21 protein-coding genes are annotated in these 25,544 nt (G+C 37.5%); 20 read left to right on the top strand and 1 reads right to left on the bottom strand.

Translation table 11 applies throughout. The features are described 5' to 3' along the window. Positions 1-13 precede the first annotated feature (13 nt). Positions 14-3,061: a response regulator gene (locus BV60_RS23535; protein WP_051656807.1), complete on the bottom strand. Its 3,048-nt coding sequence runs from the start codon at positions 3,059-3,061 to the stop codon at positions 14-16. 274 nt (positions 3,062-3,335) lie between these two features. Here BV60_RS23535 and BV60_RS0116410 point away from each other — a divergent pair, with 274 nt between their 5' ends. The 20 genes from BV60_RS0116410 to BV60_RS0116315 all read left to right on the top strand — a co-directional run bounded on the left by BV60_RS0116410 (position 3,336) and on the right by BV60_RS0116315 (position 25,532). Then, positions 3,336-4,496 (top strand): glycosyltransferase family 4 protein, encoded by a 1,161-nt coding sequence (locus tag BV60_RS0116410; RefSeq protein ID WP_029323477.1) that lies wholly within the window; start codon positions 3,336-3,338, stop codon positions 4,494-4,496. A gap of 59 nt (positions 4,497-4,555) precedes the next feature. Further along, complete coding sequence (locus BV60_RS0116405) at positions 4,556-4,963, top strand: hypothetical protein (RefSeq protein WP_156036140.1); 408 nt, start codon at positions 4,556-4,558, stop codon at positions 4,961-4,963. Next, entirely contained in the window at positions 4,963-6,150 is a 1,188-nt protein-coding gene (locus BV60_RS0116400; RefSeq protein ID WP_029323473.1) for a glycosyltransferase family 4 protein, read from the top strand. The genes BV60_RS0116405 and BV60_RS0116400 overlap by 1 nt, the downstream gene beginning before the upstream one ends. A gap of 16 nt (positions 6,151-6,166) precedes the next feature. After that, the gene (locus tag BV60_RS0116395) at positions 6,167-7,297 is read left to right on the top strand and encodes a glycosyltransferase (RefSeq protein WP_029323471.1); all 1,131 of its coding nucleotides are present in this window, start codon (positions 6,167-6,169) and stop codon (positions 7,295-7,297) included. Between the two features lie 9 nt (positions 7,298-7,306). Next, a complete protein-coding gene (locus BV60_RS0116390) occupies positions 7,307-8,248 on the top strand; it encodes a GDP-mannose 4,6-dehydratase (RefSeq protein WP_029323470.1) in 942 nt (313 codons plus the stop codon). 57 nt (positions 8,249-8,305) lie between these two features. After that, complete coding sequence (locus BV60_RS0116385; protein WP_029323468.1) at positions 8,306-9,094, top strand: ABC transporter permease; 789 nt, start codon at positions 8,306-8,308, stop codon at positions 9,092-9,094. Positions 9,095-9,108: 14 nt separating this feature from the next. Beyond that, positions 9,109-10,344 (top strand): ABC transporter ATP-binding protein, encoded by a 1,236-nt coding sequence (locus BV60_RS0116380; RefSeq protein ID WP_029323466.1) that lies wholly within the window; start codon positions 9,109-9,111, stop codon positions 10,342-10,344. After that, a complete protein-coding gene (locus BV60_RS0116375) occupies positions 10,341-12,161 on the top strand; it encodes a hypothetical protein (RefSeq protein ID WP_029323464.1) in 1,821 nt (606 codons plus the stop codon). Before BV60_RS0116380 ends, BV60_RS0116375 begins: the two co-directional genes overlap by 4 nt. Further along, positions 12,161-12,883, top strand: a complete 723-nt coding sequence (locus BV60_RS0116370) for a glycosyltransferase family 2 protein (protein WP_029323462.1) — start codon at positions 12,161-12,163, stop codon at positions 12,881-12,883. The genes BV60_RS0116375 and BV60_RS0116370 overlap by 1 nt, the downstream gene beginning before the upstream one ends. 2 nt (positions 12,884-12,885) lie before the next feature. Continuing rightward, the gene (locus tag BV60_RS0116365) at positions 12,886-13,293 is read left to right on the top strand and encodes a DUF2304 domain-containing protein (protein ID WP_029323460.1); all 408 of its coding nucleotides are present in this window, start codon (positions 12,886-12,888) and stop codon (positions 13,291-13,293) included. Next, a complete protein-coding gene (locus tag BV60_RS0116360) occupies positions 13,283-14,095 on the top strand; it encodes a glycosyltransferase family A protein (protein ID WP_029323459.1) in 813 nt (270 codons plus the stop codon). Before BV60_RS0116365 ends, BV60_RS0116360 begins: the two co-directional genes overlap by 11 nt. Positions 14,096-14,146: 51 nt before the next feature. Further along, entirely contained in the window at positions 14,147-15,007 is an 861-nt protein-coding gene (rfbD, locus tag BV60_RS0116355) for a dTDP-4-dehydrorhamnose reductase (protein ID WP_029323457.1), read from the top strand. A gap of 172 nt (positions 15,008-15,179) precedes the next feature. Beyond that, on the top strand, positions 15,180-16,268 hold the full coding sequence (rfbB, locus tag BV60_RS0116350) for a dTDP-glucose 4,6-dehydratase (RefSeq protein WP_029323454.1): 1,089 nt from the start codon (positions 15,180-15,182) through the stop codon (positions 16,266-16,268). Between the two features lie 108 nt (positions 16,269-16,376). Next, positions 16,377-17,246, top strand: coding sequence for a glucose-1-phosphate thymidylyltransferase RfbA (gene rfbA, locus BV60_RS0116345; protein WP_029322986.1), 870 nt, complete (start codon positions 16,377-16,379; stop codon positions 17,244-17,246). Between the two features lie 29 nt (positions 17,247-17,275). Further along, the gene (rfbC, locus tag BV60_RS0116340) at positions 17,276-17,836 is read left to right on the top strand and encodes a dTDP-4-dehydrorhamnose 3,5-epimerase (RefSeq protein ID WP_029323450.1); all 561 of its coding nucleotides are present in this window, start codon (positions 17,276-17,278) and stop codon (positions 17,834-17,836) included. A gap of 18 nt (positions 17,837-17,854) precedes the next feature. Next, entirely contained in the window at positions 17,855-20,149 is a 2,295-nt protein-coding gene (locus BV60_RS22265; protein WP_051656806.1) for a glycosyltransferase, read from the top strand. Between the two features lie 31 nt (positions 20,150-20,180). Continuing rightward, the gene (locus BV60_RS0116330; RefSeq protein ID WP_242840997.1) at positions 20,181-21,185 is read left to right on the top strand and encodes an ABC transporter permease; all 1,005 of its coding nucleotides are present in this window, start codon (positions 20,181-20,183) and stop codon (positions 21,183-21,185) included. A gap of 19 nt (positions 21,186-21,204) precedes the next feature. Then, positions 21,205-21,957 (top strand): ABC transporter ATP-binding protein, encoded by a 753-nt coding sequence (locus BV60_RS0116325; protein WP_242840996.1) that lies wholly within the window; start codon positions 21,205-21,207, stop codon positions 21,955-21,957. Between the two features lie 25 nt (positions 21,958-21,982). Next, entirely contained in the window at positions 21,983-23,782 is a 1,800-nt protein-coding gene (locus BV60_RS0116320) for a glycosyltransferase (protein WP_051656805.1), read from the top strand. Further along, positions 23,754-25,532, top strand: a complete 1,779-nt coding sequence (locus BV60_RS0116315) for a hypothetical protein (RefSeq protein WP_029323442.1) — start codon at positions 23,754-23,756, stop codon at positions 25,530-25,532. The genes BV60_RS0116320 and BV60_RS0116315 overlap by 29 nt, the downstream gene beginning before the upstream one ends. The last annotated feature ends 12 nt before the right edge of the window (positions 25,533-25,544 follow it).

Genomic DNA, 25,544 nt, shown 5'->3' with positions numbered 1-25,544 from the left:
CAAAATATCATAGTCACAGTATTTCAAGGAGCATTTCCCGATCAACGAGAGATATATATTTCCCTACAAGTTTGTATTTTTCATTTAGTTCATCAGGAATCCGGTAATCCGATAGCATGCTATAGATTCCGGCAGCATTGTCATAATCAAAAGCCTCCATCAGCTCTTTCATATCTCTGAAGGCTGACTCAAGTTCATCAGCGGATATTTCAGGTTTGGAAGAATTGTCTTCATGTGAGGTTACAGGATTTTCCAAGTTACTATTTTGCTGATTATTCAGGGCAAAGTAATCAAGATAATCATTAAGCATTAAGAGTAGTTCCTGCGACTTTATGTGTATTTCCTGCAGAGCAGATTCTTCTTCGCTGTCTGATTCAATGTATTTATTTCCCATTAGCTCAAGATCTTCTGCAAGTTTGGAGAGCTTACCTGCACCTACAATCCTTGCGGAGCTTTTAAGCGAATGAACCTGAATGGTGAAATTTTTAATATCATCTGACGCTTCATATTGTCTTATGGCTTCGGTTTTACCCGGAAGATTGGTCTTAAAATCTTCGATAACTTCGTTAGCAAGTTCTTCAGAGCCACAATTTTTTATCGCAACTTCTATGTCTATCAAGCTATTATCATATTTTGACCTTATATCATTGACGGTAGGAGATGAAACTATATGGCTATCATCTTGTGAAGAAGCATTGTTATCTGAATTTTTTACAGTGTCTTCAGAAAGTATTACTTTGTCAGAAGGCAGATACTCTTTTAGCATGTTTTCAAGCCTTGCAGCATCAATGGGTTTGGAGAGATAATCCTTAAAGCCCGCATCAAGGTAGAACTCTCTTGCTCCTGCGACTGCATTTGCCGTAAGTGCAATGCACATGGTGTCAGAATTGATGTTACCTTCAAGCGTCTGCATTGCCTCTAGTGTTTCAACTCCATCCATCTCTGGCATTCTGTGGTCTAAGAAGATAAGATCATACTTTTCCTGTCTGACCAGATTCAAAGTCTCTCGACCGCTTGTTGCCGTAACGATTTGAACCAAAGTATTTTTTAAAAGCCCTTTTATAACAGTAAGGTTCATGCTGGTATCATCGACCACAAGGATTTTGGCGTCAGGGGCGGTAAAGCTTTCATGGTATTTTGTTCTGGAAGAAAGGGTCTCCTTATATCTTTTTTCAAAATCACCGATTGGTTCCCAGCTGCAGACATTTTGTATGACTGTAAAGGAAAAGTCAGAACCTTCTCCGTATACGCTGTTTACAACAAGTTTAGTATCCATGAGAGCCAGGAGCTTTTTGACAATACTCATTCCAAGACCGGTGCCCTCAATGGTGCGGTTTCTGATCTCTTCAATTCTTTCAAATGGAGAATAGAGCTTTTGGAGATCTTCTTCTTTTATACCAATTCCTGTATCTGAAACTTTGATGGTAAGAGCAATGCTCCCGGCAAAGTCGGTACTGCTGTCGGATATACTTCCTTCGCCTTCTGAGGAAGAATATATTTCTGATTCTTCGATTTTTTCATAGGAGATATCAAGAAGGATGTGTCCCTGCTCGGTGTATTTGACAGCGTTTGTCAGTATGTTTGTGACGCACTGCTTTATTCTGATCTCGTCACCAAATAAGAGGTCAGGAATGTTGTCATCAATATTTATCTTAAATTCAAGGTTCTTATCATTTGCTCTTCTTACGATAAGGTTTACAAGATCGTTGATAAGTGAGCTCAGATTATACTGAACAGGCAGGATTACCATTTTACCTGCTTCGATTTTGGAAAAGTCCAGAATGTCGTTAACAAGAGAAAGAAGAGTGTTTCCCGCACTCTGAATGGTTGCTGCATATTCAAGAGTCTGAGGTTCTGCACTTTCGCGAAGAATCATTTCGTTCATTCCAAGGACAGCATTTATAGGAGTTCTTATCTCATGTGACATATTTGAGAGGAAGGAGGATTTTGCTTCGCTTGCGGCTTCTGCTATGCGAAGATCTTCTTTTAGCTTTTGTTCCTCCTTCATTCGCTCAATGTAGCCGGTTATTTCGTTAAAGGTGATCATCATTGAATAGTAAAGGTCTGTAATTTCATCATGAGTATTTATTGGACTTTCTTTTATGGTTTGCAGAAATTCTGTACGGTTGTCTTCGTTCGTGTCGGTAAATTTCAGCATATAATCGGATAACTGACCGATTGGGTGGCCAATCCTCATTTTGGCAAAAAAATTAATATTTGAAGCAATAGGGACAGCAATACTAAGCTCCATGAAAAACATTTTTACGGTGAAAGCGATACCGTAATTGTTATATCTGAAAACCATCTGATCTCCGACACGCTGAGCTTCTTTTATCCCATCGTTCATCATGTGTCTGAGGTCTGGGAACAGAATACGGATAAAGGCTATAGAAAAAAAACCGAGAAGCATAGCTTCAACGATAATGATAAAGGTGATTTTTATACTGAGCCTAGTTTTTTTCAAAGAATTCTGGAAAAGCAGATTTTGGACATATTCACGAGTATACATATAACCAAGAGGAAAAATCGCCTTTAGGATATCCGGGGCATAATTAAAAAACAGATAAAAAAAGAGGCACCCTACAAGACATGAATAAATCGGTACTGATACATGTCTAAGGAGAGCACTGATATGGCTGATTTCAAAATCATATTTTATCATGTAATCTTTATTCAGTGCTTCGAAAAACAAACATATAAAATAGCTGTATAGTAATGAACTGACTGTTTTACCGCGGGTTCTGAACCAGCGGTATTGTGAGAACATGGAAAAGACATAGGTGATGACCATGTATGGCGTAAGCAGATAAGCATCCATGCTACTTAGACAGACTGCTATTAAAAAAAGGAAGAGGTAAGCATTAAGAGAAAGAAAATATCCGAAAAGCCCACCTATTAGCATGAATGGAACATAAGTCAGATCAATGTTCAAACCAAAAGCATGAATATAAAGGAAGTCTTTGACAAAATAGGTACATGACATCAGAGCAAAAAGACCGAATAAAAAGATAGTATATACGATTTTGATAAAATAATTATTTTTTACGAATCTGTCCGGCATAAGCAAAGCCTCATAATGAAAAAGCCTAAAATATACGCATCCACAATAATCTTAACAGAGACAGATTTTTACATTCAATTATGTAAAAATGTAATTTGGTGAAATTTTTATAAAGATTCTTGGGGAATATAAGTATAATAATTCGTGGAAAAAACAATAATAGGGTATAATTGGTTAATGGAATTCGGAAATTCAAGCGGATGAGCGCATTTAAACATAAAAATAATACAGTTTTTTCATTTAAATACAAAGATTGCGAGATTATATTAACGAGATGGTTATTAAACTAAGAAAAGTGGGGGATGAAAAAACAAATAAAAATGGGGTGGATAAAAAGCATCCAGTAATAATTAATGGAAAAATTTTTACTCAGAAAATTACCGGAGTTCAGCGGTATGGAATAGAACTGATCAAACAGATAGACAGGATCGTAAATCCCGGCGAGGTAATTCTTGCCCTGCCAAATAAGAACTTAAATATTCTGCCTGAACTTAGCAATATTAAAACAGTGGTAGTCGGAAAGAGGACAGGGAATAAATGGACCCAGATAGATCTGCCATTATTTGCATTAAAAAAAGGTGGAAGAATTCTGACGTTTGCGGGGATAGCACCCATAATAAAGCCCGATTACCTTGTTGCGCATGATATATCATTCATTAGATATCCAAGGTCATACGGGAAAAGGTTTAGGCGTTCATACAGACTAGGATATTATCTGACGCTGCCAAGATGTAAAAAAATAATCACTGTATCGGAATTTAGTAAGCGCGAGCTTATGAGTTATTATAAGCTTGATGAGAGCAGGATTACGGTAGTTTCAAATTCTGCAAATCATATTTGTAAAGAAGAATGCAGCACTGAATATAGTCTTGAAAAATGGGGAATAAGTGAGGGTGAAAGATTTTGCCTCAGTGTTGGAACAAAAGGCCTTCACAAGAATCAGATTTACATCAGAAAATTGGCCAATAAATATCCCGATATGAAATTTGTAATAGCGGGAGGAAAAAACAGGTCTGTTTTAAATGAAAATGAATCCGGGGACAAAGAGGATTTTGGAATTTTGAGAGATTTATGTGGCGCTTCAGCAGTCCCTAATCTTATTCAGACAGGTTATGTGACTGAGGAAGAACTACGTGCTTTGTACCAAAAAGCATATGCGTTTATTTTTCCTTCACTATATGAAGGCTTTGGCATACCACCAATGGAAGCAATAATGTCAGGAGTTAAGCGCATCGCTGTATCGGATATTCCGGTAATGCGTGAAATCTATTCAAAGGGATGTTATTTTTTTAATCCGACTGATATCGCTTCCTTTGATATGGAAGCACTAGAAAAAAGCGCAGAAGGTTATAAGGAAAACGAGATCAGAGATTACTATAGAAAAGAATACTCATGGGAGAAATCGGCACAACACCTTTTAGAAGAAATACGATGATCTCCGGGACAAAGAATTCTTATCATTTTGAAAGTGCAAACAGGAGGAGCAAAATCCGGATGTCTTTTAATGAATACAGATTGCAGCAATATGTAAAAAAAGCAAGAGAGTCTGTGAGCGAGAAAAAAGATGGCAGGCTCAGAAGAAAGATGAGAAATATTTTTTACAGGTTATACCCGATGCAAAGTCTTTTTAACAGGAATGTAGCTGACGCTCTTGCAGAGATATTGTTATATGTGAAGGGCGATTTTGACGTTGAAATAAAAAACAGCGACAATAATTTCGGGTTTGCGCTTTTTTCAAGAAAACAAAAAGAAGTTTATGATTCTTTTGAAATGCAGATAGAAGATCTAAGAACAGGTTTAATGCGCCTTAAATCAGAAAATGAGGATATAAAAAGGGAGAACAGAAGACTCCGGGAGGAGATGGATTTACTGAAAGCTTCCATAGAAGAGAGCAAACAATAATGAAAGTATGCTTCATAGTACAAAGATATGGTCTTAATATAAATGGCGGAGCAGAGCTTCTGACAAGACAGCTTGCAGAACAGATTAACAAAATTGAAGATTTTGAAGTAAGCGTTATAACCACTAAGGCAGAGGATTATAACACATGGGAAAATGTATATGAAAATGATGTTGAGGATATAAATGGCATAACTGTTTACAGATTTCCCGTGGAACATCCAAGGAGAATAAGGAAATTTCTAAGGCTTAATGAGATGGTGGTATATGGAGACAGCAAGTTGCAGACCCAGGAAAACTGGCTTGTTGAGCAGGGACCTTTTTCTCCGAAACTTATAGAGTTTATAAGAAAAAATAAGAAAGAAACAGACGTCTTTATTTTCTGCACTTATCTGTACTATCCTACTGTTGCAGGAATACGTGAAGTGGCAGAAAAATCGATTCTTATTCCGTTTGCTCATGATGAACCGTATTTGAGGATGGAAATATTTGAAAAACTGTTTTCATCTCCTGCTGCTTTTGTTTTTCAGACAGATGAGGAAAAAGCACTTATACGTGGCATATACAATAACTACGATATTCCATCCTGCATGGGTGGTGCAGGTGTTGAAATTCCTGATAAAATAGACCATGAATACATAAAGAAGAAATATGGGCTTGGAAAATACATAATTTATGCGGGAAGAATTGATGTCGGAAAAAACTGCGACAGACTTATAGAAGATTTTATAAGATATTGTGATGAAACAGATAGTGATATTACTCTTTTGATGATAGGAAAAAAGCTTATAGATATTCCCGAGCATAGGAACATAAAATGTCTTGGATTTGTAAGTGATGAGGAAAAGTTTAATGCCATTGCGGGGGCAGAGTTTCTGGTTCTTCCTTCGAAATATGAGAGTCTGTCCATAGTTGTACTTGAAGCCTTTTCGCTTTGTAAGAGCGTACTTGTAAATGGGGACTGTCCAGTTCTTAAGGGACACTGCGAGAAAAGCGGCGGAGGTTTTTATTACAGGAACTATGAAGAATTTAAGGAATATACGGACAAGCTTATAAACGAGCCCGGTTTAAACAAATCCATGGGAGAACATGGAAAAGAATATGTAAACAGGCGGTTTAACTGGGATATAATAAGAGGCAAGCTTGAAAATATGATCCGTTATGTTTGTGATAATAAGGCGGACAGGTAAATTCAAAGGATATTTGATGAAAGTAGCGATTGTACACGACTGGCTTCCCTTTATGGGAGGTGCCGAAAATGTAATTATAAATATGCATGAAGCTTTTCCTGAAGCTCCGATTTACACATCGATATGTAACAGGATGAACATGTCGAAGACTCTAAGAGAAGCTGATATCAGAACCACGCATTTGCAAAAGACCACAAAAAAGCAGCTTGATCACAGAAAGCTTTTTCCGTTTATGCCTACGGCAATGGAGAGCATTGACCTAAATAAATATGATGTCGTTATAAGCAGCAGTACAAGTGTTGGGAAAAGTGTAATTACAGGACCTGATACTCTTCATATCTGTTACTGCAATACACCCATGAGATATGCATGGGAGCAGAGGGGAAACTATATAGGTCCACTTACGGGAAAAGGCTCTTTTCGGAACAAGATGATATCCTATTTTATGACCTTTATGAGAGTGTGGGACTTTGCAACTGCGGCCAGGGTCGATGTTTTTGTTGCCAATTCGGTAAATGTTGCAAGAAGAATCCATAAGCATTACAGGCGGGATGCCTATGTGATCCACTGTCCGGTCCGTATGAAAATGTTTCATACTTCGATTGAGGATGGGGGATACTTCCTCTGCGTATCGAGGCTTCAGGAGTATAAGGGAATAGAGCTTGCCGTTAAGGCATGTACCAGGGAAAAGCTTCCGTTATACGTTATAGGAACGGGACCTATGAGAAAAGAGCTTGAAGCAATGGCGGGCCCTACTGTAAAGTTTCTTGGTTTTGTGCCGGATGAAGAGCTGTTGGAGTACTATGCCAAATGCAAGGCTCTGATATTTCCGGGAGTTGAGGATTTTGGTATAACGCCGCTTGAAGCACAGGCGAGCGGAAGACCGGTTATCGCACTCGGAAAAGGTGGAATTCTGGAGACGGTCATTGAAAATGAAACGGGAATATTTTTTGATGAACCGACGCCGGAATCACTTATTGATGCACTTCATAGATTTGAAAAAATGAGTTTTGATAAGGAAAAGCTGCGCTCACATGCAATGGAATTTGATGAGAGTGTATTTAAGGAAAGGCTAAAACGGTTTGTAGAAGAACAGTATAAACTGTTTAAGACCAGACAGCTTTCTGGAGTTACGATTTATAAATGAGGGGAAATTATGAAAAAGGTTTTAATCTTCGGCGCAGAGGGGTTTGCCGGAGGATATCTTGCTGATGAATTTAAGGAACACGGATATACAGTATACGGAAGCGGACTTACGGATATAAAAGATACTTCTAACATGGATGGGACTTTTCATTGTGACATTACTGATCCCGACAGGGTAAGGGAGATTGTCAGCAGTGTTAATGCCACACATATCGTTAATCTGGCAGCAGTAAGTAACGTAGGGCAGTCATGGAAGATTCCTCAAACAACAGTGGATGTTAATGTAAACGGAGCCTTGAACATACTGGAGGCTGTCCGTGAGAATAATTATGATACAAAAATACTCCTTATTGGTTCCAGTGAGGAATATAACAGCGCAGAAGGACCTATGGATGAGACCAGAGAGCTTGGAGGTTCCAATCCTTATGGTGTATCAAAGGTAATGCTTGAAAAGTTCTCATCAATTTATCGTGATTACTACGGTATGAAGGTATATCACGTAAGAGCATTTAATCATACAGGTATCGGACAGGGGGAGAATTTCATTATTCCTTCATGGTGCAGTCAGGCAGCAGATATTTCCCTCAGTAAAAAGCCCGGAGTAATGAGGGTTGGAAATTTAGATCTTAGCCGTGATTTTTGCAATATCAGAGATGTTGTACGGGCATATCGACTGATAATTGAAAGTGATGACTGTCATGAAATCTATAATGTCGGAAGCGGACAGGCGGTTCCTCTTAGGAAAATCCTTGAATATATTATAAGTCTTTCGGACCAGCCCATTACCATAGAGACTGACCCTGAACTGATACGTCCTTCGGAGAACCCGGTTACCTGGTGTGATCACGGCAAGATTACAGAAAAGCTGGGATGGGAGCCGCAGTACACCATTTTTGATACCGTCAGAGAAGTTTTCGACTACTATGCAAATAGAGAAAATAAATCTAAATGAGCTTTCATCCGGGAATGAAAAGCAAAAGCATTTTTGATGCTTAAAGATGAGGGATAAATGGAATCTACAACCGAACGAATACAGGAAATATACGCATATCGCGAGATGATTTTCAGCCAGGTGCACAGAAATCTTAGAGGAAGATACAAGGGATCTGCACTTGGTTTTTTATGGACTTTTTTAAATCCGCTTTTTCAGCTGATAGTATATACGATACTGTTTTCAGTTATCATGAGTAACAACATTGAGCAGTATTCACTTTTTTTATTTGTAACACTTATTCCCTGGATATTTTTTGCAACCTGTATGAGTGAGGGCTGTGGGTGTCTTAGGGATGCTGAAAACATGGTTAGAAAAATATACTTTCCACGGGAAGTAATACCGATTTCATATGTTGTCAGCCAGTTTATTAATATGCTTTTGTGCTTCAGCATTGTGTTTATAGCACTTCTTGTTGCGGGGAGACTGTCCAATCCTTTTGTGCTTGTGTACCTTCCTCTTATAATGATGATAGAATTTTCTCTTGCTCTCGGGCTAGTTTTTATATTCAGCGCATGGGCGGTCTACTTAAGGGATGTAAAATATATGCTGACCATAATTACCATGGCTTGGCAGTTTATGACACCGGTGATGTATTCCGTGGATATGATCCCGGGAAAACTGGTAAAGCTTTTTTATTTAAATCCGATGACCTCAGTTATAGTGGCGTACAGGGATATCCTATATTATCAGCAGACACCGGAGCTTGATACGCTGGCTATAGCATGTGTGATGGGAGGCGGCTTTTTGATAGTGGGATGGCACTTGTTCAATAAGTTAAAGCGCCGATTTGCGGAATATTTATAAAAATGGGAGCGGGAATGCAGGAAGAATACGCTATAGAAGTAGATAATATAGATAAAAGCTTCAGAGTTTATTATGATAAAGGCTTTACCCTGAAGGAAGCATCTCTTTTCAAAAAGAGAAGAAGCTATGAGATGAGACAGGTCATAAATGGGCTAAGCTTCAAGGTAAAGAGGGGAGAGGCAGTTGCGCTTATAGGGCATAACGGATGTGGTAAAAGTACTACTCTTAAGATGCTTACAAGAATCATTTATCCCGATTCAGGAAAAATCATTATGAACGGCAGAGTATCAAGCCTTCTTGAGCTTGGTGCTGGCTTTCATGAGGATATGACGGGAAGAGAAAATATTTTTATAAATGCTGCAATATTTGGCCTTACTCACAGAGAGATAGAGGAAAGGCTTGATGATATAATAGCTTTTTCAGAGCTTGAGGACTATATTGATAACCCAGTCAGAACCTACTCATCGGGAATGTATATGCGTCTTGCCTTTGCTGTTGCGATTAACGTAAATGCTGACATACTTCTTATAGATGAGATTCTTGTCGTGGGAGATGCTGCTTTTCAGGCTAAATGTTACAACAGACTTAGAGAAATACTGGGGAACGGAACGACGATAGTTCTTGTATCACATTCGATGAGGCAGATAGAGCAGCTGTGCGACAGATGCATTTGGATTCAGGACGGAAAGGTTAAGGCAGAGGGAAAGCCAAGTGAGCTGGGTCCTGTTTACCTGGATTTTTTATCGAAGCAGGATGATGACAGGAAAGAGACAGGTGGGGAAGAAAAGAGCTTTACATTTGAAAAAAACAGATACGGCAGCGGAGAGGCAAGAATAACAAGGGTCAGACTTCTTCGGAACAAAGAAACGGTAAACAGGCTTGATACTGAAGACTCGTGTACGATCAGGGTGGACTATACTGTCCAAAAAGAAATAGATTATGTATTTTTCGGAGTAAGAATCTACAGAAATGACGGCGAACTGTGCTACGGCACAAGTACAAGAGCCGAGCACATGGGAAAGATAACCTTGAAGAAGGATGGGAGCTTTGAGTTTATAATGCCAAAGCTCTCGCTTATAGCGGGAGAATACCGCATAGATGTAATGATAGAAACCCAGGAGGAATTTCCTGTGGATTACTGGAAGAACGCAGTTGAATTTACTGTGACGTCAAGTACTGAGGATGAGGGAATTGCCCGTATTTCACATGAGTGGGTACTTGAGCCGGCAGACGAGGTGATGCAGGATTGAAGGGGAAAAAAGGATTAGAGAAAAAGGAAAAAATCATACTGACGGCAGTTTTCCTTGTTCATGTGGCTGCTTTATATTTTTTATCAAACTATAGCAAAGCTATGGAAACCTATCCTGACGAACTTATATATTACGATATGGCAAAATGCATTTTCAAAGGGACAGTATTAGAACTCCATGGGGCAGAGCTTCAGTTTACAAAGCTTGCGTATTCTTTTGTGATGCTTCCTGCTTTTTTTATAAAAAATATAGCGCTGAGAGTCAGGGCAATAATGTTTGTCAATTCAGTACTTATGTCCATCCCATTTGTTATCTGCTATTTTTTGTGCATGGAACTTGGTGCTGGTAAAAGATATTGCTTGTACGCCGCAGGACTTATTTATATTTGGCCCGATATCTCAATATCTGCGACTTTTATGCCGGAAAATCTGTATTTTCCGGTTGTCTGCGCTGCTTTTTATTACGTTCTTTTATATTACAAATATAAGAAGACCAGATATCTTATAGCGTTTCTTATTTTCTCACTTCTATCGTATTTTACGAAGGAGATAGGAATATGTGTGTTTCTGGCCTTTGTTGCAGCTGAAATTTTCGAATTCTTTTTTTACAGATCCAATAATTCGATAAAAATGAGAAATACACTTATTATTTCCTCAGTGGCCTTTTGTGGATATTTTGTTTTAAGAAAAATCATTCTGGGAAGTATTTCAAATTTTTATATAGCAAGTGGGGCGCTTGATTTTGGGGAATTTATAAGTGGAGATTCCCTGCGATATATTGTTTATGTGCTCCTTTATTACGCCGCAGCCTGCGGTGTTTCGTTCTTTGTTCTGCCTGTGATAGTTCCGGTACTTAGGTGCAGATCTTTAGACGATGGATGTAAGAAACTTTTAACTTATGCCTTGCTTCTGCTTGCAGGATCGGTTCTTGTTATTACCATTGTTATAGTGGCAAGAGAGAATCCCGGAGAAGATATTCCCGCTATTCATTTAAGATATATTTCTCCGATAATAGTTCCTTTTATAGCTATTTTGTTTGCATGGATTTCCAATGATGATAAACTAGTAAGCGGTGACTTGATAAAGCTTATGGTATGGATGGCTTTTACGGGGCTGTTTTTCAAGGGAATGTATAATACCTGCACGACAGGAAGTATTGCGCTTTTGTTTGTGTATCCCTTAAGAAAGCTGTTTCCGGATATTGCGACAGGCGACGGGCATGTGTTGTATCCTGTTGGTATGGCTACAGCGATATTGTTTGCCGTATTTGTTGTGTTTTTTTACCTGATGATAAAGAAAAACAAAGAATATGCAGCTGTTTTGTTTACCGGTTTTGCCGCTTTTATATCAGTTATTAATATCGTATGGAGCTATAAAAACATTGATCTAACCTACAGGGTGGATCCTTTCATGATTAAAGAGATGGCAGAGATTGACAAATACTTTAAGGAAAACCATCCGGGGGAAATCAATGTGGCTTTTGTTGATAAGAGCTGTTTTTCAAAGGGATCTAAGGTATACGATCTGTATTTTGAAAGTGCATCAAAAGAATATTTGATTCCGGAAGAGGAATTTAATGATATACTCACTAATGCAGGTGAAAGAGCGCAGCTTTCCGGAGTGATATTAAAAGAACCTGTTTGCAGTAATATGTATATACCTGAAAAGATAGATTTTTTTATTGTAAACAGTAGGGGGTGTGACTTTTTAGAAGCTGCAGGCGGAGTTACTCCTTTAAATGAGATAATGACTCAAAATTTCGCTGTATACAAAAATGATGAACCGTATACAATAGAACGGAAGGGAATATCAGAGTAATGGAATATATAAAAAAGAAATCGGATGTTCTTATTATAATTCCAGCCTATAATGAGGCGGCGAATATCGAGAACATCGTTGATGAGATTACCACCGGTTATCCGCAGTATGATTACGTGGTGGTAAACGACGGATCATCGGATAATACAGCCAAAATCCTTAAGAAAAGAAAATATAATCACATAAACTGTCCCATAAATCTTGGTATAGGGGGAGCGATACAGACAGGCTATCGATATGCCAAGGAGAATGAATACGATATCGCTGTCCAGATAGATGGGGATGGCCAGCATGATCCTGCATATATTGGGGAAATTATCGCACCTATTCAAAGAGGCGAGGCTGATTATGTTATAGGATCCAGATTTGTTAATAAAGAGGGTTTTCAAAGCTCTGCTACAAGAAGAATCGGAATACATTTTTTAAGTTTTTTAATAGCGGTTCTCTGCCTTCGGAGGGTGAAGGATGTTACCAGTGGCTTCAGGGCTGTGAATAGATTTTTTATAAATGTATTTGCGGATAACTATCCTATAGATTATCCTGAGCCGGAAGCTATAATGGACGCAGTAATGCGAAGAAAGAGGATTTTAGAGCTTCCCGTAGTTATGAGAGAGAGGGAAGCGGGGAAGAGTTCAATTAACCTTAAAAGATCTGCTTATTACATGATAAAGGTTTCGCTTGATATTATAGTTTGCAGAATAAGCTATGGAATCAGGAGATAAATATGCATCAGATAATACCAACAAGACTGACGATAGTGCTCATAGCAGCAATAATTACATATTTTGTTATAATACTATCGCTCCTTAAACACAGGAAACTTAATATGAAATACACGCTTTTGTGGCTTTTCACGGGAGTTGTATTTTTTGTACTGGTACTTGAGCCTTTGCTGCTTGTCAGAATCATAAATATGCTCGGTATCACAGATACCATGAACGGATTGTTTATTTTGCTGATAGCCTTTCTTATCATGCTGGTATTGTCACTTACCAGCATAGCATCCAGACAGGCAGGCAGAATTACCAAACTGATTCAGACACAGGGGCTTTTGGAAAAGAGAGTAAGAGAGCTTGAGAACATGCTGTCTGATAACAACGATTCGGAGGAAAGTACAGCCGATGAGTCATAAATTTACAGCAAAAGACCATACCTTTGCCATTTGTGCTTACGGAGAAAGCGCATATATAGAAGAATGCATCAAATCGGTAACGAGACAGAAGCTTAAGACGAATGTACTTATTGCCACATCAACACCAAACGAATATCTAAAACTTATTTCCGAAAAATACAGTATTCCCTATTATGTGAATGAGGAGATGAAAGGGCAGAGCAATATAGCAACAGACTGGAACTTTGCAATAAGCTGTGCTAAGACACCTCTTGTTACAATCGCACATCAGGATGATCTGTATAAAGAGGATTTTGCGAAAGAGGTCATAAAGAATTTCAACAAGACAAAGCGTCCTCTTATAGCTTTTACCGATTATGCAGAGCTTAGAAACGGCAGGGAAGTAAGTAATATTAAAAACCTTAATATCAAGCGTATAATGCTGTTCCCTTTAAGATGTAGCGTCCTGTGGAAGTCAAGGTTTGTAAGACGAAGGATACTCTCTCTTGGCTCTGCAATATGCTGTCCATCTGTCACATATGTTCCCGGAAATCTTCCAAAGCAGCTATTTATTCCCGGCTACCGCGGAGGCATCGACTGGCAGGCATGGGAGAGATTTTCAAGAAGAAAAGGTGAATTTGTATTTGTTAATAAAATCCTAATGGTCCATAGGATCCACGAGGACTCGGAAACTACAGCGATCATCAAGGGTCACGAGCGCTCAGAGGAGGATTTTGAAATGTTCTGCAAGTTTTGGCCTAAGTGGATTGCGAGGATACTGGAGCACTTTTATAGGAAGGGCGAGGAGCAGAATAGTTTGTAATGATATAAATACCTTTATATAAATGTTTTTAATTTAAGGAGTAATAAGAAAATGAAAAAGATTTTAGTAACAGGTTGTAATGGACAGCTGGGACGTGCAATCCAGCAGGTATATGCAGGTGAAGTGGAATTTATACTGACTGACGTTGTTGAAGGTGATAACATCAAACCTTTGAATATTATGAATCAGAGGGAAGTATCTGAATTTGTAAAGTTGGAGAGGCCTGATGTGATTATCAATTGCGCAGCAGCAACCAATGTTGACGGATGTGAGAAGGATTGGGATTTTGCATACAAGCTTAATGCAATCGGTCCCAGAAATCTTGCTATAACAGCAACGAGCATAGGAGCCAAGCTTATACATGTATCAACAGATTATGTATTTTCAGGAAATGCTAATGCACCTATAAATGAGTTTCAGACACCAGGACCCATATCCGCTTATGGAAAGACGAAATATGAAGGAGAGAGATTTGTTCAGCAGTTTGCTGATAAATACTTTATAGTAAGGACAGCATGGCTTTATGGAGATGGGAAAAACTTTGTTAAGACAATGCTGAAATTATCGGAAACTCATGATGAGATAAGCGTTGTATGTGATCAGCTTGGATCACCTACATCAGCAATTGAGCTGGCAAGAATGATACATCATATTGAACCTACAGAGAACTATGGTATTTTCCATGGAACATGTGAGGGAGATACCAACTGGGCTGATTTTACAGAAGAAATTTTCAGTATAAAGGGAATTAGCTGCAAGGTTAATCATGTTACCAGTGAAGAATATAAAGCTATGAATCCGGCAGCAGCCGACAGACCACATTACTCTATATTGGATAATTATATGCTAAGACTTACTACAGATTACAAAATGGCAGACTGGCATGATGCTTTAAAAGAGTATCTTGGATAAAAAATTGAAGTAGGGATTATCAAAAAAGGAGAACTTGCACTAAAATCTTTGTAAATTCTCCTTTTTTATATAGAAGTTCAACAATATTCATGCTTCATTTTACAATATATAAATCTATGTTATAATATTACGACTCAATTGTAATATTATCAATTTAGAATAGGAGATAAATATGAGGACTTATTTAGTGACAGGCGGAGCAGGATTTATTGGTTCCAACTATATTCACTATATGTTTAAAAAGTATGACAATGAGATTCGTATCATCAATGTTGATGCTCTTACTTATGCAGGTAATCTTGAGAACCTCACAGATGTTGAGAACAGAGATAACTACACATTTGTAAAAGCTAACATTTGTGACAGAGAGGCTATAAATAAGATTTTTGAGGAGAACGACATCGACAGAGTAGTACATTTTGCTGCCGAGAGCCATGTTGACCGCTCAATCGTTAATCCTGAGATCTTCGTTGAGACAAACGTACTTGGTACTGCAACAATGCTTAATGCAGCTAAGAAAGCATGGGAGCTTCCCGATGGTTCCTTCAAGGAAGGTAAGAAATTCCTTCATGTAAGTACAGATGAAGTATACGGCTCACTTCCCGAGGATCCGAATGCTTATTTCTATGAGACAACACCTTACGATCCGCACAGCCCTTACTCAGCTAGTAAGGCAAGCTCGGATATGCTTGTTAAGGCTTATATGGATACTTATAAGTTCCCTGCAAATATTACAAACTGCTCCAATAACTACGGCCCTTACCAGTTCCCGGAGAAACTTATCCCTCTTATGATCCACAACGCACTTGAGGGCAAGGCACTTCCCGTATACGGTGACGGTAAGAATGTTCGTGACTGGCTCTATGTTGAGGACCACGCTAAGGCGATCGACATGGTACAGGAAAAAGGAAAGCTCTTCGAGACCTATAACATCGGTGGACATAACGAGAAGCAGAACATCGAGATCATTGAGACTATCATTGATGTTCTTCGTGAATCACTTGATGATTCAGATCCCAGAAAGGCTAAGATCACAACCGACCTTATCACATATGTTGAGGACAGAAAGGGACATGATCGTCGTTATGCCATTGCTCCCGATAAGATCAAGGCTGAGATTGGCTGGGAGCCTGAAACAATGTTCAAGGAAGGTATCCGCAAGACAATAAAATGGTTCTTTGCTCATGAGGATTGGATGGAGCATGTTACCAGCGGTAATTACCAGAAGTATTATGAGAGTATGTATGGTGGAAAGTTATAAGCTTTTGTGCTATATTAGCTGAATATTAATGGAAGCTCTGTTTGGCAAATGAGGTCAGACAGAGCTTCGTGATGTAGATGAATTGATAAAATATAGGGAGAATACAATATGAAGGGAATCATTTTGGCCGGAGGATCCGGAACAAGACTTTATCCACTTACAAGAGCGATATCAAAGCAGATCATGCCTGTTTATGATAAGCCTATGATCTATTATCCGCTTTCAACTCTTATGCTTGCGGGTATCAGAGAGGTGCTTATTATTTCAACACCCAGAGACCTTCCAATTTTTGAGGATCTTTTCGGAACAGGCGAGCAGCTTGGAATGAATTTCTCATATGCTATACAGGAACAGCCAAGAGGCCTTGCTGATGCTTTTATCATCGGTGAGAAATTTATTGGTAACGATGGCGTTGCACTTGTTCTTGGCGATAATATCTTCTATGGTCAGAGCTTCAGTAAGCTTCTTAAGGAAGTTGCCGCAAGAGATAAGGGGGCTACAATCTTTGGATATTATGTTCGTGATCCCAGAGAATATGGCGTAGTTGAGTTTGATGAAAACGGTAAGGCTATCTCAATAGAGGAAAAGCCTGAGCATCCAAAGAGCAATTATGCGGTTCCCGGTCTTTACTTCTATGACAATGATGTTATTGACATTGCTAAAAACGTAAAGCCTTCAGCAAGAGGTGAGATTGAGATCACAAGCGTTAACAACGAGTACTTAAGTCGCGGAGAGCTTCGAGTTGAGACCATGGGCCGAGGCTTTGCATGGCTTGATACAGGAAATCATGATTCACTTCTTGATGCAGCTGATTTTGTATGTGCATTTCAGAAGAGACAGGGACTTTATGTTTCATGTATTGAAGAGATTGCTTATAAGAGAGGCTTTATTGATAAAGAACAGTTATTGAAACTTGCTGAGCCTCTTATGAAGACTGATTACGGTAAATACCTTGTTGAAGTAGCAGAAGGATTATAATCGTTTTTTAATATATATAGGAGTTTAAAATGGGACAATTACAGGTAGAGACATGTGAAATTGAAGGATTGAAGGTCATTACACCACAGGTTTTCGGAGATAGCAGAGGCTATTTCATGGAAACATACTCAAAGAGAGACTTTCAGAATATCGGAATAGATGTTGAATTTGTACAGGACAATCAGTCTGCATCAAAAAGAGGAGTGCTGAGGGGTCTTCATTTTCAGAAGAACTTTCCGCAGGACAAACTTGTCAGAGTTGTAAATGGTGAAGTTTTTGATGTGGCTGTAGATTTAAGAAAAGATTCCAAGACTTTCGGAAAGTGGTTTGGAGTTACATTGTCAGCAGAAAATAAGAAGCAGTTCTTTATTCCCAAGGGATTTGCGCATGGATTTTTAGTGCTTTCAGACTATGCTGAATTTGCATATAAGTGCACGGATTTTTATCACCCTGATGATGAGGGCGGATTATTGTGGAAGGACCCTGAGATTGGTGTTGAATGGCCATATCAGGAAGGTGTTGAGCTCATTATGTCTGATAAGGATCAGAAGTGGGGCGGAATTGAAGATTATAAAAAGTCTAATATGTGATAGAGTTTGGAGAAGGTGATGCAGGACTCATATAATAGAGATTATTATAAGGATGGATGCGGTGCTGATTATAGTGATTCGGAAGTTTGGATGAATCAGTTTTCAGGTGTTGCACAGAAAATAATTGATGTATATAATCCCAAGAGCTTTTTAGATGTAGGCTGTGCTATGGGATATTTAGTAGCATGCTTGCGTGATCTGGGTGTTGATGCCTATGGCCTTGATGCTTCAGATTATGCTATTAGTCAGGCAAGAGAAGATATTAAGCCCTATATGGCATGCCAGAATCCGTTAGAGGGTTATCCTGAGAATTTTCCGCAGACGTTTGATTGCGTATCAACTATAGAGGTTGCTGAGCACTTGAGGGAAGAAGAGGCACAGCCATTTATACATTTTTTATGTGAACATGGAAATAGAATCATTTTTTCATCAACTCCGGATGATATTGTTGAACCTTCACATCATAATGTTCAACAGATGGAATATTGGGCAAAGCGTTTTGCAAAAGAAGGCTTTTATCGCGACTTAAGTGCTTCGGATATGAATTTAACTCCTCAAACTATGGTATTTATTAAGAAAGATGCGACAAATGTACAAATTGTTGAGGAATATGAACATAAGCTGCGATTAAATAATCAACATTTTGATGGACAGATTAAAAACCTTGAAGCTGTTATTAAAGAAGATGATAAGACAATAAAGAAATTACAAGAAGAAATAAATGAAGAAGTCATAAAAATTAATGAAGCAACCAAAATGGTTGAAGAAGTTAAGAAAGCAGCGGAGATTGAAGCAGAGAAGGCAACTGAGGCTATAAAAAGAGCAGAAGTGGAAAAGTCTCAAAGTATTAAGAAAGTAGAAAAATACTATAAGGACAAATTAAGAGCTTCTGTATCTGACGGACTTGAGTTTAAGAGAGAAAAATCCGAACTTCTTGTGAAAAATGAGAAACTTCTAAGAAGAAACACTCAGCTGATCGAGCTGGTTAATGCAATTCGTAAGGATCAAATTGCTGTATATCATTCCATGTCATGGAAAATAACATCTCCGCTAAGGGGGATAATAAATCTATTGACAAAAGGTAAGCTTGTCGGTGAAACTCCGGAATATTTGCAGCCCGACAATAGATTTAATGCATTGTTAACCCCATATGCGGATGACAGTTTTGAGCCTTGGAATATTCCGGTACAGTACAGAATTGATGAAATGAGTGCTGCCATAAAAGCAGGATATAAGATTGCACTCATGTTTTATGACAAACCGGATTCATCTACATTCAGATATGCATGTTATAACGTGTATCAACATTCGCAAAACAGCAAAGAATGGCGGGCCTTCTATTTTTATGAGTTTGAATGTGAAACAGTAAAAGATTATCTTAAGAAGGCTTCATTATTGATCATGTCCAGAACCAAATGGAGCTATTCATATGATAACCTTATTAAGAAAGCAAAAGAATTAAACATTCCTGTTGTGATGCAGATAGATGATCTGGTATGTAATTTAGACTTTGTCGATTATGTTGTTGAGTCCAATTATGATGCTAAGAATTCGGAAGTTGTTTACAATTTCTGGTTTTCATATGTTAGCCGAATTCAAAAAATAGCTGACTGTGTAGATGGCTTTATTGTTACTAATGATTATTTGGGTGGAATGATTAAGGAACACACGAATAAGGATTATGCTGTTATACACAATAGTTTGAATTCGGAGCAGATAAATGCTTCTGAAAGTTTATTTACCAATAAAAACTTTAGAAGAAAAGGAACCTTTAGTATTGGATACTTTTCCGGTTCACCTACACACAAAAATGATCTGGAAATGATATCTTCAGAAATACAGCAGCTTTTAGCAGATTATGCTGATATTGTATTTTACATAGTTGGATACATGGAATTTTCAGATGACCTTAACAAGTATATCCAGGAAGGAAGAATTATATTCCTGCCTATGGTGAACTTTGTGGAACTGCAGAGGCTAATAAGCGATGTAGATGTAAATATAGTTCCTCTTGTAGACAGTGTATTTACTAACTGTAAGTCGGAATTGAAATTTTTTGAGGCTGCAGCTGTAGGTACGATTACCTGTGCATCACCGACATATGCGTATACTCATAGTATTGAGAATGGAGTAGATGGATTTGTTTGTGAACCGGGTCAGTGGTATAAAACTATATCAGAAATACATGATGGAAAATATGATATAGCTGATATGGTTCAAAAGGCCAGAAATAAGGCATTGTCTCGTTATTATGGTGAGAATGTTGTTAACGAGATAGAAAATGCATTTAACAAGATGGTAGATAAGAAATAATTTATTAGTATTTAGAGCATTAGGGGGCCTAATGGATAGAATTAAGATATGGGATAGAATGCTACTGATAGGCGTTAGTGTTATTGCATTAGCCGGTGCAGTGTATTTTGCTGTTGGCAGAATGTCGCAACCAACAGACGAATCATCCCTTTCAAATTACTACATATGGTACGGAGCGGTATTTGCTTCTGTATTGGTTTTATATATTGCTTTTTGCATTTATAACAAAAGCTTTGAGAAGAAAAATGAAAAAACAGCTGCTACAGAGTGTCTGCATATATTTTTTGATTATAAGTTTTTGTTAAAACAATTAATTACTCGGGATTTCGCAGTAAAATACAGACGAAGTTATCTGGGAATTGTGTGGGTTATCCTGAATCCACTTTTGCAGATGATAATTCTATCAAGTATTTTTTCGTTTATTTTTAAATCCGATATTGAGAAATTCCCTGTGTACTTGATTTTGGGACAGGTGGTATATAACTTTTATAATGAAGCAACATCCATTGCATTGACGACTGTCGTTTCTTCAGGACAAATGATAAAGAAAATTTATATGCCCAAGTATATTTTTCCTATAAGTAAAACGATTTTTTCGTTTTTGAATTTTATGCTTTCGTTTATACCGGTTATCACAGTTATGATATTCTTTGGTGTTTATCCGAATATAAATTGGGTATTTTTGCCGCTTTATTTTGTATCATTGTTTATGTTTACATTGGGAGTTGGGCTGGTACTTGCAGCTATGGATGTATTTATGAGAGATACTCAGTACTTATATGGAATTTTGCTACCGCTTTTGAATTTTTTGACACCTATTTTTTATCCTGTAACATCTTTGTCACCTGCAATTCAAAAAGTTATGTGGTGGAATCCTCTGTTTCAATATGTTGATTGTATGAGGCATATTATGCTTTATAATGTTGCGCCTTCTGTGCAACAGTTTACAATGTGCATATCATATGGTGTTGGATTCCTGTTCTTAGGGCTGCATTTCTTCTACAAAAAGCAAGACCAGTTTATTCTGTATATTTAATAGTTTGTAAGGTGGATTTATGGTAGAACAAATGAATGAAGATTACTCAATAATAGCAGATCATTTATCAATGCATTTTAATATGGCTACTGAGAAGGTTGACAGTTTAAGGGATTATCTCACTAAGCTTACATCTCGCAAACTTTTTTATAACGATTTTGTCGCTGTTGATGATGTTTCTTTTTCAGTAAAAAAAGGTGAAGTCTTTGGCATTGTTGGAACAAATGGAAGTGGCAAATCAACTATGCTGAAAATGATTGCAGGGGTTCTTAAACCGACAAAAGGTAAGGTCATTACCAATGGGACGATAGCACCGCTTATTGAGCTGGGAGCAGGCTTTGATATACAGCTTACAGGCAAAGAAAACATTTTTCTAAATGGCGCAATCATGGGCTATAGTGAAGAGTTCATGAATGAAAAATATGAGAGCATTGTCGAATTTTCAGAAATAGGCGATTTCCTTAATATGCCATTAAAAAATTATTCTTCAGGTATGGTATCCCGTATAGCTTTTGCGGTTGCTACCAGTGTTAAGCCTGACATACTACTGGCAGATGAAATATTATCTGTCGGGGATTTCATGTTTCAGGAGAAATGTGAAAATCGCATAAAAGAGCTTATGTCCGGAGGTACAACAGTACTAATTGTTTCACATAGTTTTGACACAATAAGAGATTTGTGCGACCGTGTTATGTGGATAGAAAAAGGAAAACTTGTAATGATTGGGGATACAGAAGATGTAGTCGATCATTATAAGAGCATGACACGCTAAAGGGAAGTTCTGAAAGAGCAATATAATGGATGACAGAGAATTATTACAATGTGAAGAATTAAAGCAAAGAATACATGAATTAGAGATAGAGCTTGATGAAACAAAACAACTTTGTAATTCACTGTATGATAGCGCCAATGAACAAATGGCACTTTTTAAAAATTCGCTTAGTTGGAAAATAACGAAGCCCATTAGGGATATAGCAGGGGCCTTCGTGAAAAAAACGGGAGATACCTTGGGGTACCTCCCTGTTTCTAATATAAGAGAACTTAATAAAATACATGGTAAAGGCAGTTTCCCAAATAAGAAAGAAATAAGCAGACAGAAAGTAAAAATTAAGAGTTTTTCAAGGCAGCCTAAGTTTAGTATATTGGTTCCGTTATATAATACTCCGGAAAAATATCTAAAAGACATGCTTACATCAGTTGTAAATCAAACATATTATAACTGGGAATTGTGTCTTGCAGATGCTTCTGATGAAAAGCATTTATATGTAGAGCATATAGTTAAGGCATTTCATAGCAAATATGGAGAGAGAATAAAATATAAGCGATTGAGTAAAAATGGTGGAATTTCGGTTAATACTAATGAATGTGTTTTGATGTCTGATGGAGATTATTTATGCCCGTTCGATCATGACGATTATCTTCATCCAAGTGTTCTTTATTATTATGCACAGGAAATAAACAAGAGTAATGCCGATTTTTTGTATTGTGATGAGATTACATTTTCAGGGAATAATATGAATGATGTACTATCCGTACATTTTAAGCCTGACTTTGCATTGTATACATTGCTCTCAAACAATTATATATGTCACTTATCTGCATTTAAGAGAGAACTTTTGGAGAATGATGAATTGTACAGACCCGAATTTGACGGAAGTCAGGATTATGACATGATACTCAGGATGACAGATAAGGCTGGTACAATAAAACACATTCCAAAGGTTTTGTATTACTGGAGAAGTCATGAGGGGTCTACTGCTTCGGGAATAGGAGCAAAAAGATATGCCATTAAGGCAGGAGAGAATGCAGTCAGAACATTTTTGACAAACAAAGGTTTTGATGGATGTAGTGTTAATACTATTATGGCTCGTGACACTATTTACCGGGTAAAATATAAAATATCCGGAAATCCCAAAATACACATTGTGGTTTCCGATACAGATACTACTAAAAACAAAGATATATATGATTATATAAAAGACAATACAAGCTATTCAAATATTGATTTTAATAATAATATAAATGAGTATAAGTCAGATGAATATGTTGTTGTTATAAAGAAATCTGTAAGACCGATATATAAGAATTGGATAGATGAAATGCTTATGCTGACGCAAAACGAGCAGGTTGGAGCTGTTGGCGGACTTATTAATAAGGACAATAGTATCTGTTCAGCCGGCATTGCCATTAATTCTAATGCTCCAAGTGGTTTTATTACGATGTATCATGGAGATGATCCAAAGAGACCCGGGTACATGGCCAGACTATTATATACGCAGAATGTAACAGCTCTTGGAGCCGGGTGTTTAATGATGTCTGTTGATGATTATATCAGTTATGTAAAAGATCCTGAACTAATGGACGATGATTCGGAAGCAATTGACAGATGTATGAACCTATTAGAAAGAGGAAAAATCAATTTGTTTACTCCATATGCTGTTTTTGAGGATAGTGGAGAGAGAAAGCCAATGAATTCACGTAGTTCACAGCGCTTAAGAACAAAATGGAAGAAACGGATTAACAACGATGATTCATATTTGAGCGCTTCGCTTTTTGATAAGAGGATTTATGTTGAGAATGATAAACAGTATTTGTAATGAATTAAAAATAAAATTTGATTCCCCAAATGCGTCAGTATTGGAGGAACTATGTTCAACTGATACAGAAGTACTGAATGACGAATTTGAATATTTAAATAATAATGATGCGGATTTGGAAAGAGAGAATTCATTAAAACTTGAACTTGCAGAAATAACAAGTGATTGTATCAGAATGCATCAGGAATATCTTGATCTTAAGGTGAAAAGTGAGGGATTATCTGAACAAATAGACGTGATTCGTAGAAACAGAGTTCAAGTTACTTGTTCGGATAATGAAGTCAGGATTAGGCGTGATGAAATAATGAATTTGTTCCCCTTGCAGGATGGATTAACTCAGTTCCTTGAAAGCAGGGATGTTCTGTTGGAGGAACTACTCCCTGCGCCAAGTGCAATGGGGATGAAAATCTGTTTTCTTGTTGATTCAAAAAAAGAGAATCTTCATGAATTAAAAGAGTATATGCATAATGTTCCGGTCAGAGCGACACTTTTATGTTCTATAAACGAAAGTGAATTTGATTCAAAAGAATTTGAGAAGTTATTCAGTGATTTAAAGAATTTTGATCTGATACTTTTAAGAAAAGGGGAAGGAAAGGATATTTTTGTATCTTTTGAAGACTGTGGATTATCAGGTTATGATTACCTTTTTGTTACTAAAAATGTATCCGGTTTGAAAATGTTTTTGGAATCCGAAGACAGAATTCGAAGAGTTTTTGGATATTTGCAGAATTTTCCCGACTTAATGAAGTTAGTTTCTGATGAAGACGAATCTTGCTTTGTTTTAAGAAATAGTAAGGAAAACATAGGTGCTTCATTTGAAGCAGTAATAACTCATAATAGTATTTATGAGGCTAATAGAAGTATAGATGAAAATGGTGGTGAGTCAAAGCTTGGCAGAATGCTTGCGGAGGCCGCTAAAATCTGTTTAAAAAATAATTTTAAGGCTGTTATTTTTAGTGATAACAATATGCTGAAGGAGGGAACGGATAAAGCTAATTCTGAGCTGGAAATAGAAAAACTTCCTTGTAATATAGGACAGCTAAATCTGGCAGGATGTTTTACAAGTGATGATATTAAGCAGATTATGAAAACATGGTATGTAGGTAATCTTCATTATTACTTTGAGCATACAATAGGTGTACAGATTCCCTCAATATATAAATTGGTTAATATTAGAATTCCGCAGCAATATAATTATATTGAACGATTATTGGATGGAAAGTGGGAAAGACTTCTTGCATATGCATCTGAAATTCGCGAAGTAATAAAACCGGATAAAGAGAAAAATGGGATTGTTCTGATAAGCGAGCAGCCTTGTGTTAAAGCAGCATATGCAATTCAAAAACTAACCGGTAAACCGATTTGTTATTATACCAATAATACTTTTGCAGAGCTAAAATATATGTCAGATAAAATAGGAGAAACAGAAATGGCTGGCGAAAATGATGAAATCATTGAATTAAAAAAGAGGCTCGAGGAATATGAGAATCTTTTTTCTGCTATGGAAGAAGAAAAGCAGGAATTGATAAAAAATGAAAAGACTAATGATGAGTGCTGGGAAAGGAAACTTAATACAGCAGATATCAGGAACAGATTGATGGTGAAAAATCTCCAAAATCAGATGTCCATGCTTAAACATGAGAATAATACATTAAAGGTTGCAAATGCAGCATTAAAGGAATCCATGAGCTGGAAAGTCACGAAACCTCTTCGAGACGTATATGACTATGTTTACGGAAAGCGTAACTGATGATAGGTAATA

Origin of the sequence: Butyrivibrio sp. AE3004, assembly GCF_000703165.1 — a bacterium.
Taxonomy (GTDB): domain Bacteria; phylum Bacillota; class Clostridia; order Lachnospirales; family Lachnospiraceae; genus Butyrivibrio.
The sequence above is the reverse complement of the archived record's forward strand: the minus strand, read 5'-3'. Positions and strand labels throughout refer to the sequence as shown.

Coding starts and splice junctions, on each gene's coding strand:
- BV60_RS23535 (WP_051656807.1), bottom strand. CDS start 3,061: ATGCCGGACAGATTCGTAAAAAATAATTATTTTATCAAAATCGTATAT.
- BV60_RS0116410 (WP_029323477.1), top strand. CDS start 3,336: ATGGTTATTAAACTAAGAAAAGTGGGGGATGAAAAAACAAATAAAAAT.
- BV60_RS0116405 (WP_156036140.1), top strand. CDS start 4,556: ATGTCTTTTAATGAATACAGATTGCAGCAATATGTAAAAAAAGCAAGA.
- BV60_RS0116400 (WP_029323473.1), top strand. CDS start 4,963: ATGAAAGTATGCTTCATAGTACAAAGATATGGTCTTAATATAAATGGC.
- BV60_RS0116395 (WP_029323471.1), top strand. CDS start 6,167: ATGAAAGTAGCGATTGTACACGACTGGCTTCCCTTTATGGGAGGTGCC.
- BV60_RS0116390 (WP_029323470.1), top strand. CDS start 7,307: ATGAAAAAGGTTTTAATCTTCGGCGCAGAGGGGTTTGCCGGAGGATAT.
- BV60_RS0116385 (WP_029323468.1), top strand. CDS start 8,306: ATGGAATCTACAACCGAACGAATACAGGAAATATACGCATATCGCGAG.
- BV60_RS0116380 (WP_029323466.1), top strand. CDS start 9,109: ATGCAGGAAGAATACGCTATAGAAGTAGATAATATAGATAAAAGCTTC.
- BV60_RS0116370 (WP_029323462.1), top strand. CDS start 12,161: ATGGAATATATAAAAAAGAAATCGGATGTTCTTATTATAATTCCAGCC.
- BV60_RS0116365 (WP_029323460.1), top strand. CDS start 12,886: ATGCATCAGATAATACCAACAAGACTGACGATAGTGCTCATAGCAGCA.
- BV60_RS0116360 (WP_029323459.1), top strand. CDS start 13,283: ATGAGTCATAAATTTACAGCAAAAGACCATACCTTTGCCATTTGTGCT.
- rfbD (WP_029323457.1), top strand. CDS start 14,147: ATGAAAAAGATTTTAGTAACAGGTTGTAATGGACAGCTGGGACGTGCA.
- rfbB (WP_029323454.1), top strand. CDS start 15,180: ATGAGGACTTATTTAGTGACAGGCGGAGCAGGATTTATTGGTTCCAAC.
- rfbA (WP_029322986.1), top strand. CDS start 16,377: ATGAAGGGAATCATTTTGGCCGGAGGATCCGGAACAAGACTTTATCCA.
- rfbC (WP_029323450.1), top strand. CDS start 17,276: ATGGGACAATTACAGGTAGAGACATGTGAAATTGAAGGATTGAAGGTC.
- BV60_RS22265 (WP_051656806.1), top strand. CDS start 17,855: ATGCAGGACTCATATAATAGAGATTATTATAAGGATGGATGCGGTGCT.
- BV60_RS0116330 (WP_242840997.1), top strand. CDS start 20,181: ATGGATAGAATTAAGATATGGGATAGAATGCTACTGATAGGCGTTAGT.
- BV60_RS0116325 (WP_242840996.1), top strand. CDS start 21,205: ATGGTAGAACAAATGAATGAAGATTACTCAATAATAGCAGATCATTTA.
- BV60_RS0116320 (WP_051656805.1), top strand. CDS start 21,983: ATGGATGACAGAGAATTATTACAATGTGAAGAATTAAAGCAAAGAATA.
- BV60_RS0116315 (WP_029323442.1), top strand. CDS start 23,754: ATGTTGAGAATGATAAACAGTATTTGTAATGAATTAAAAATAAAATTT.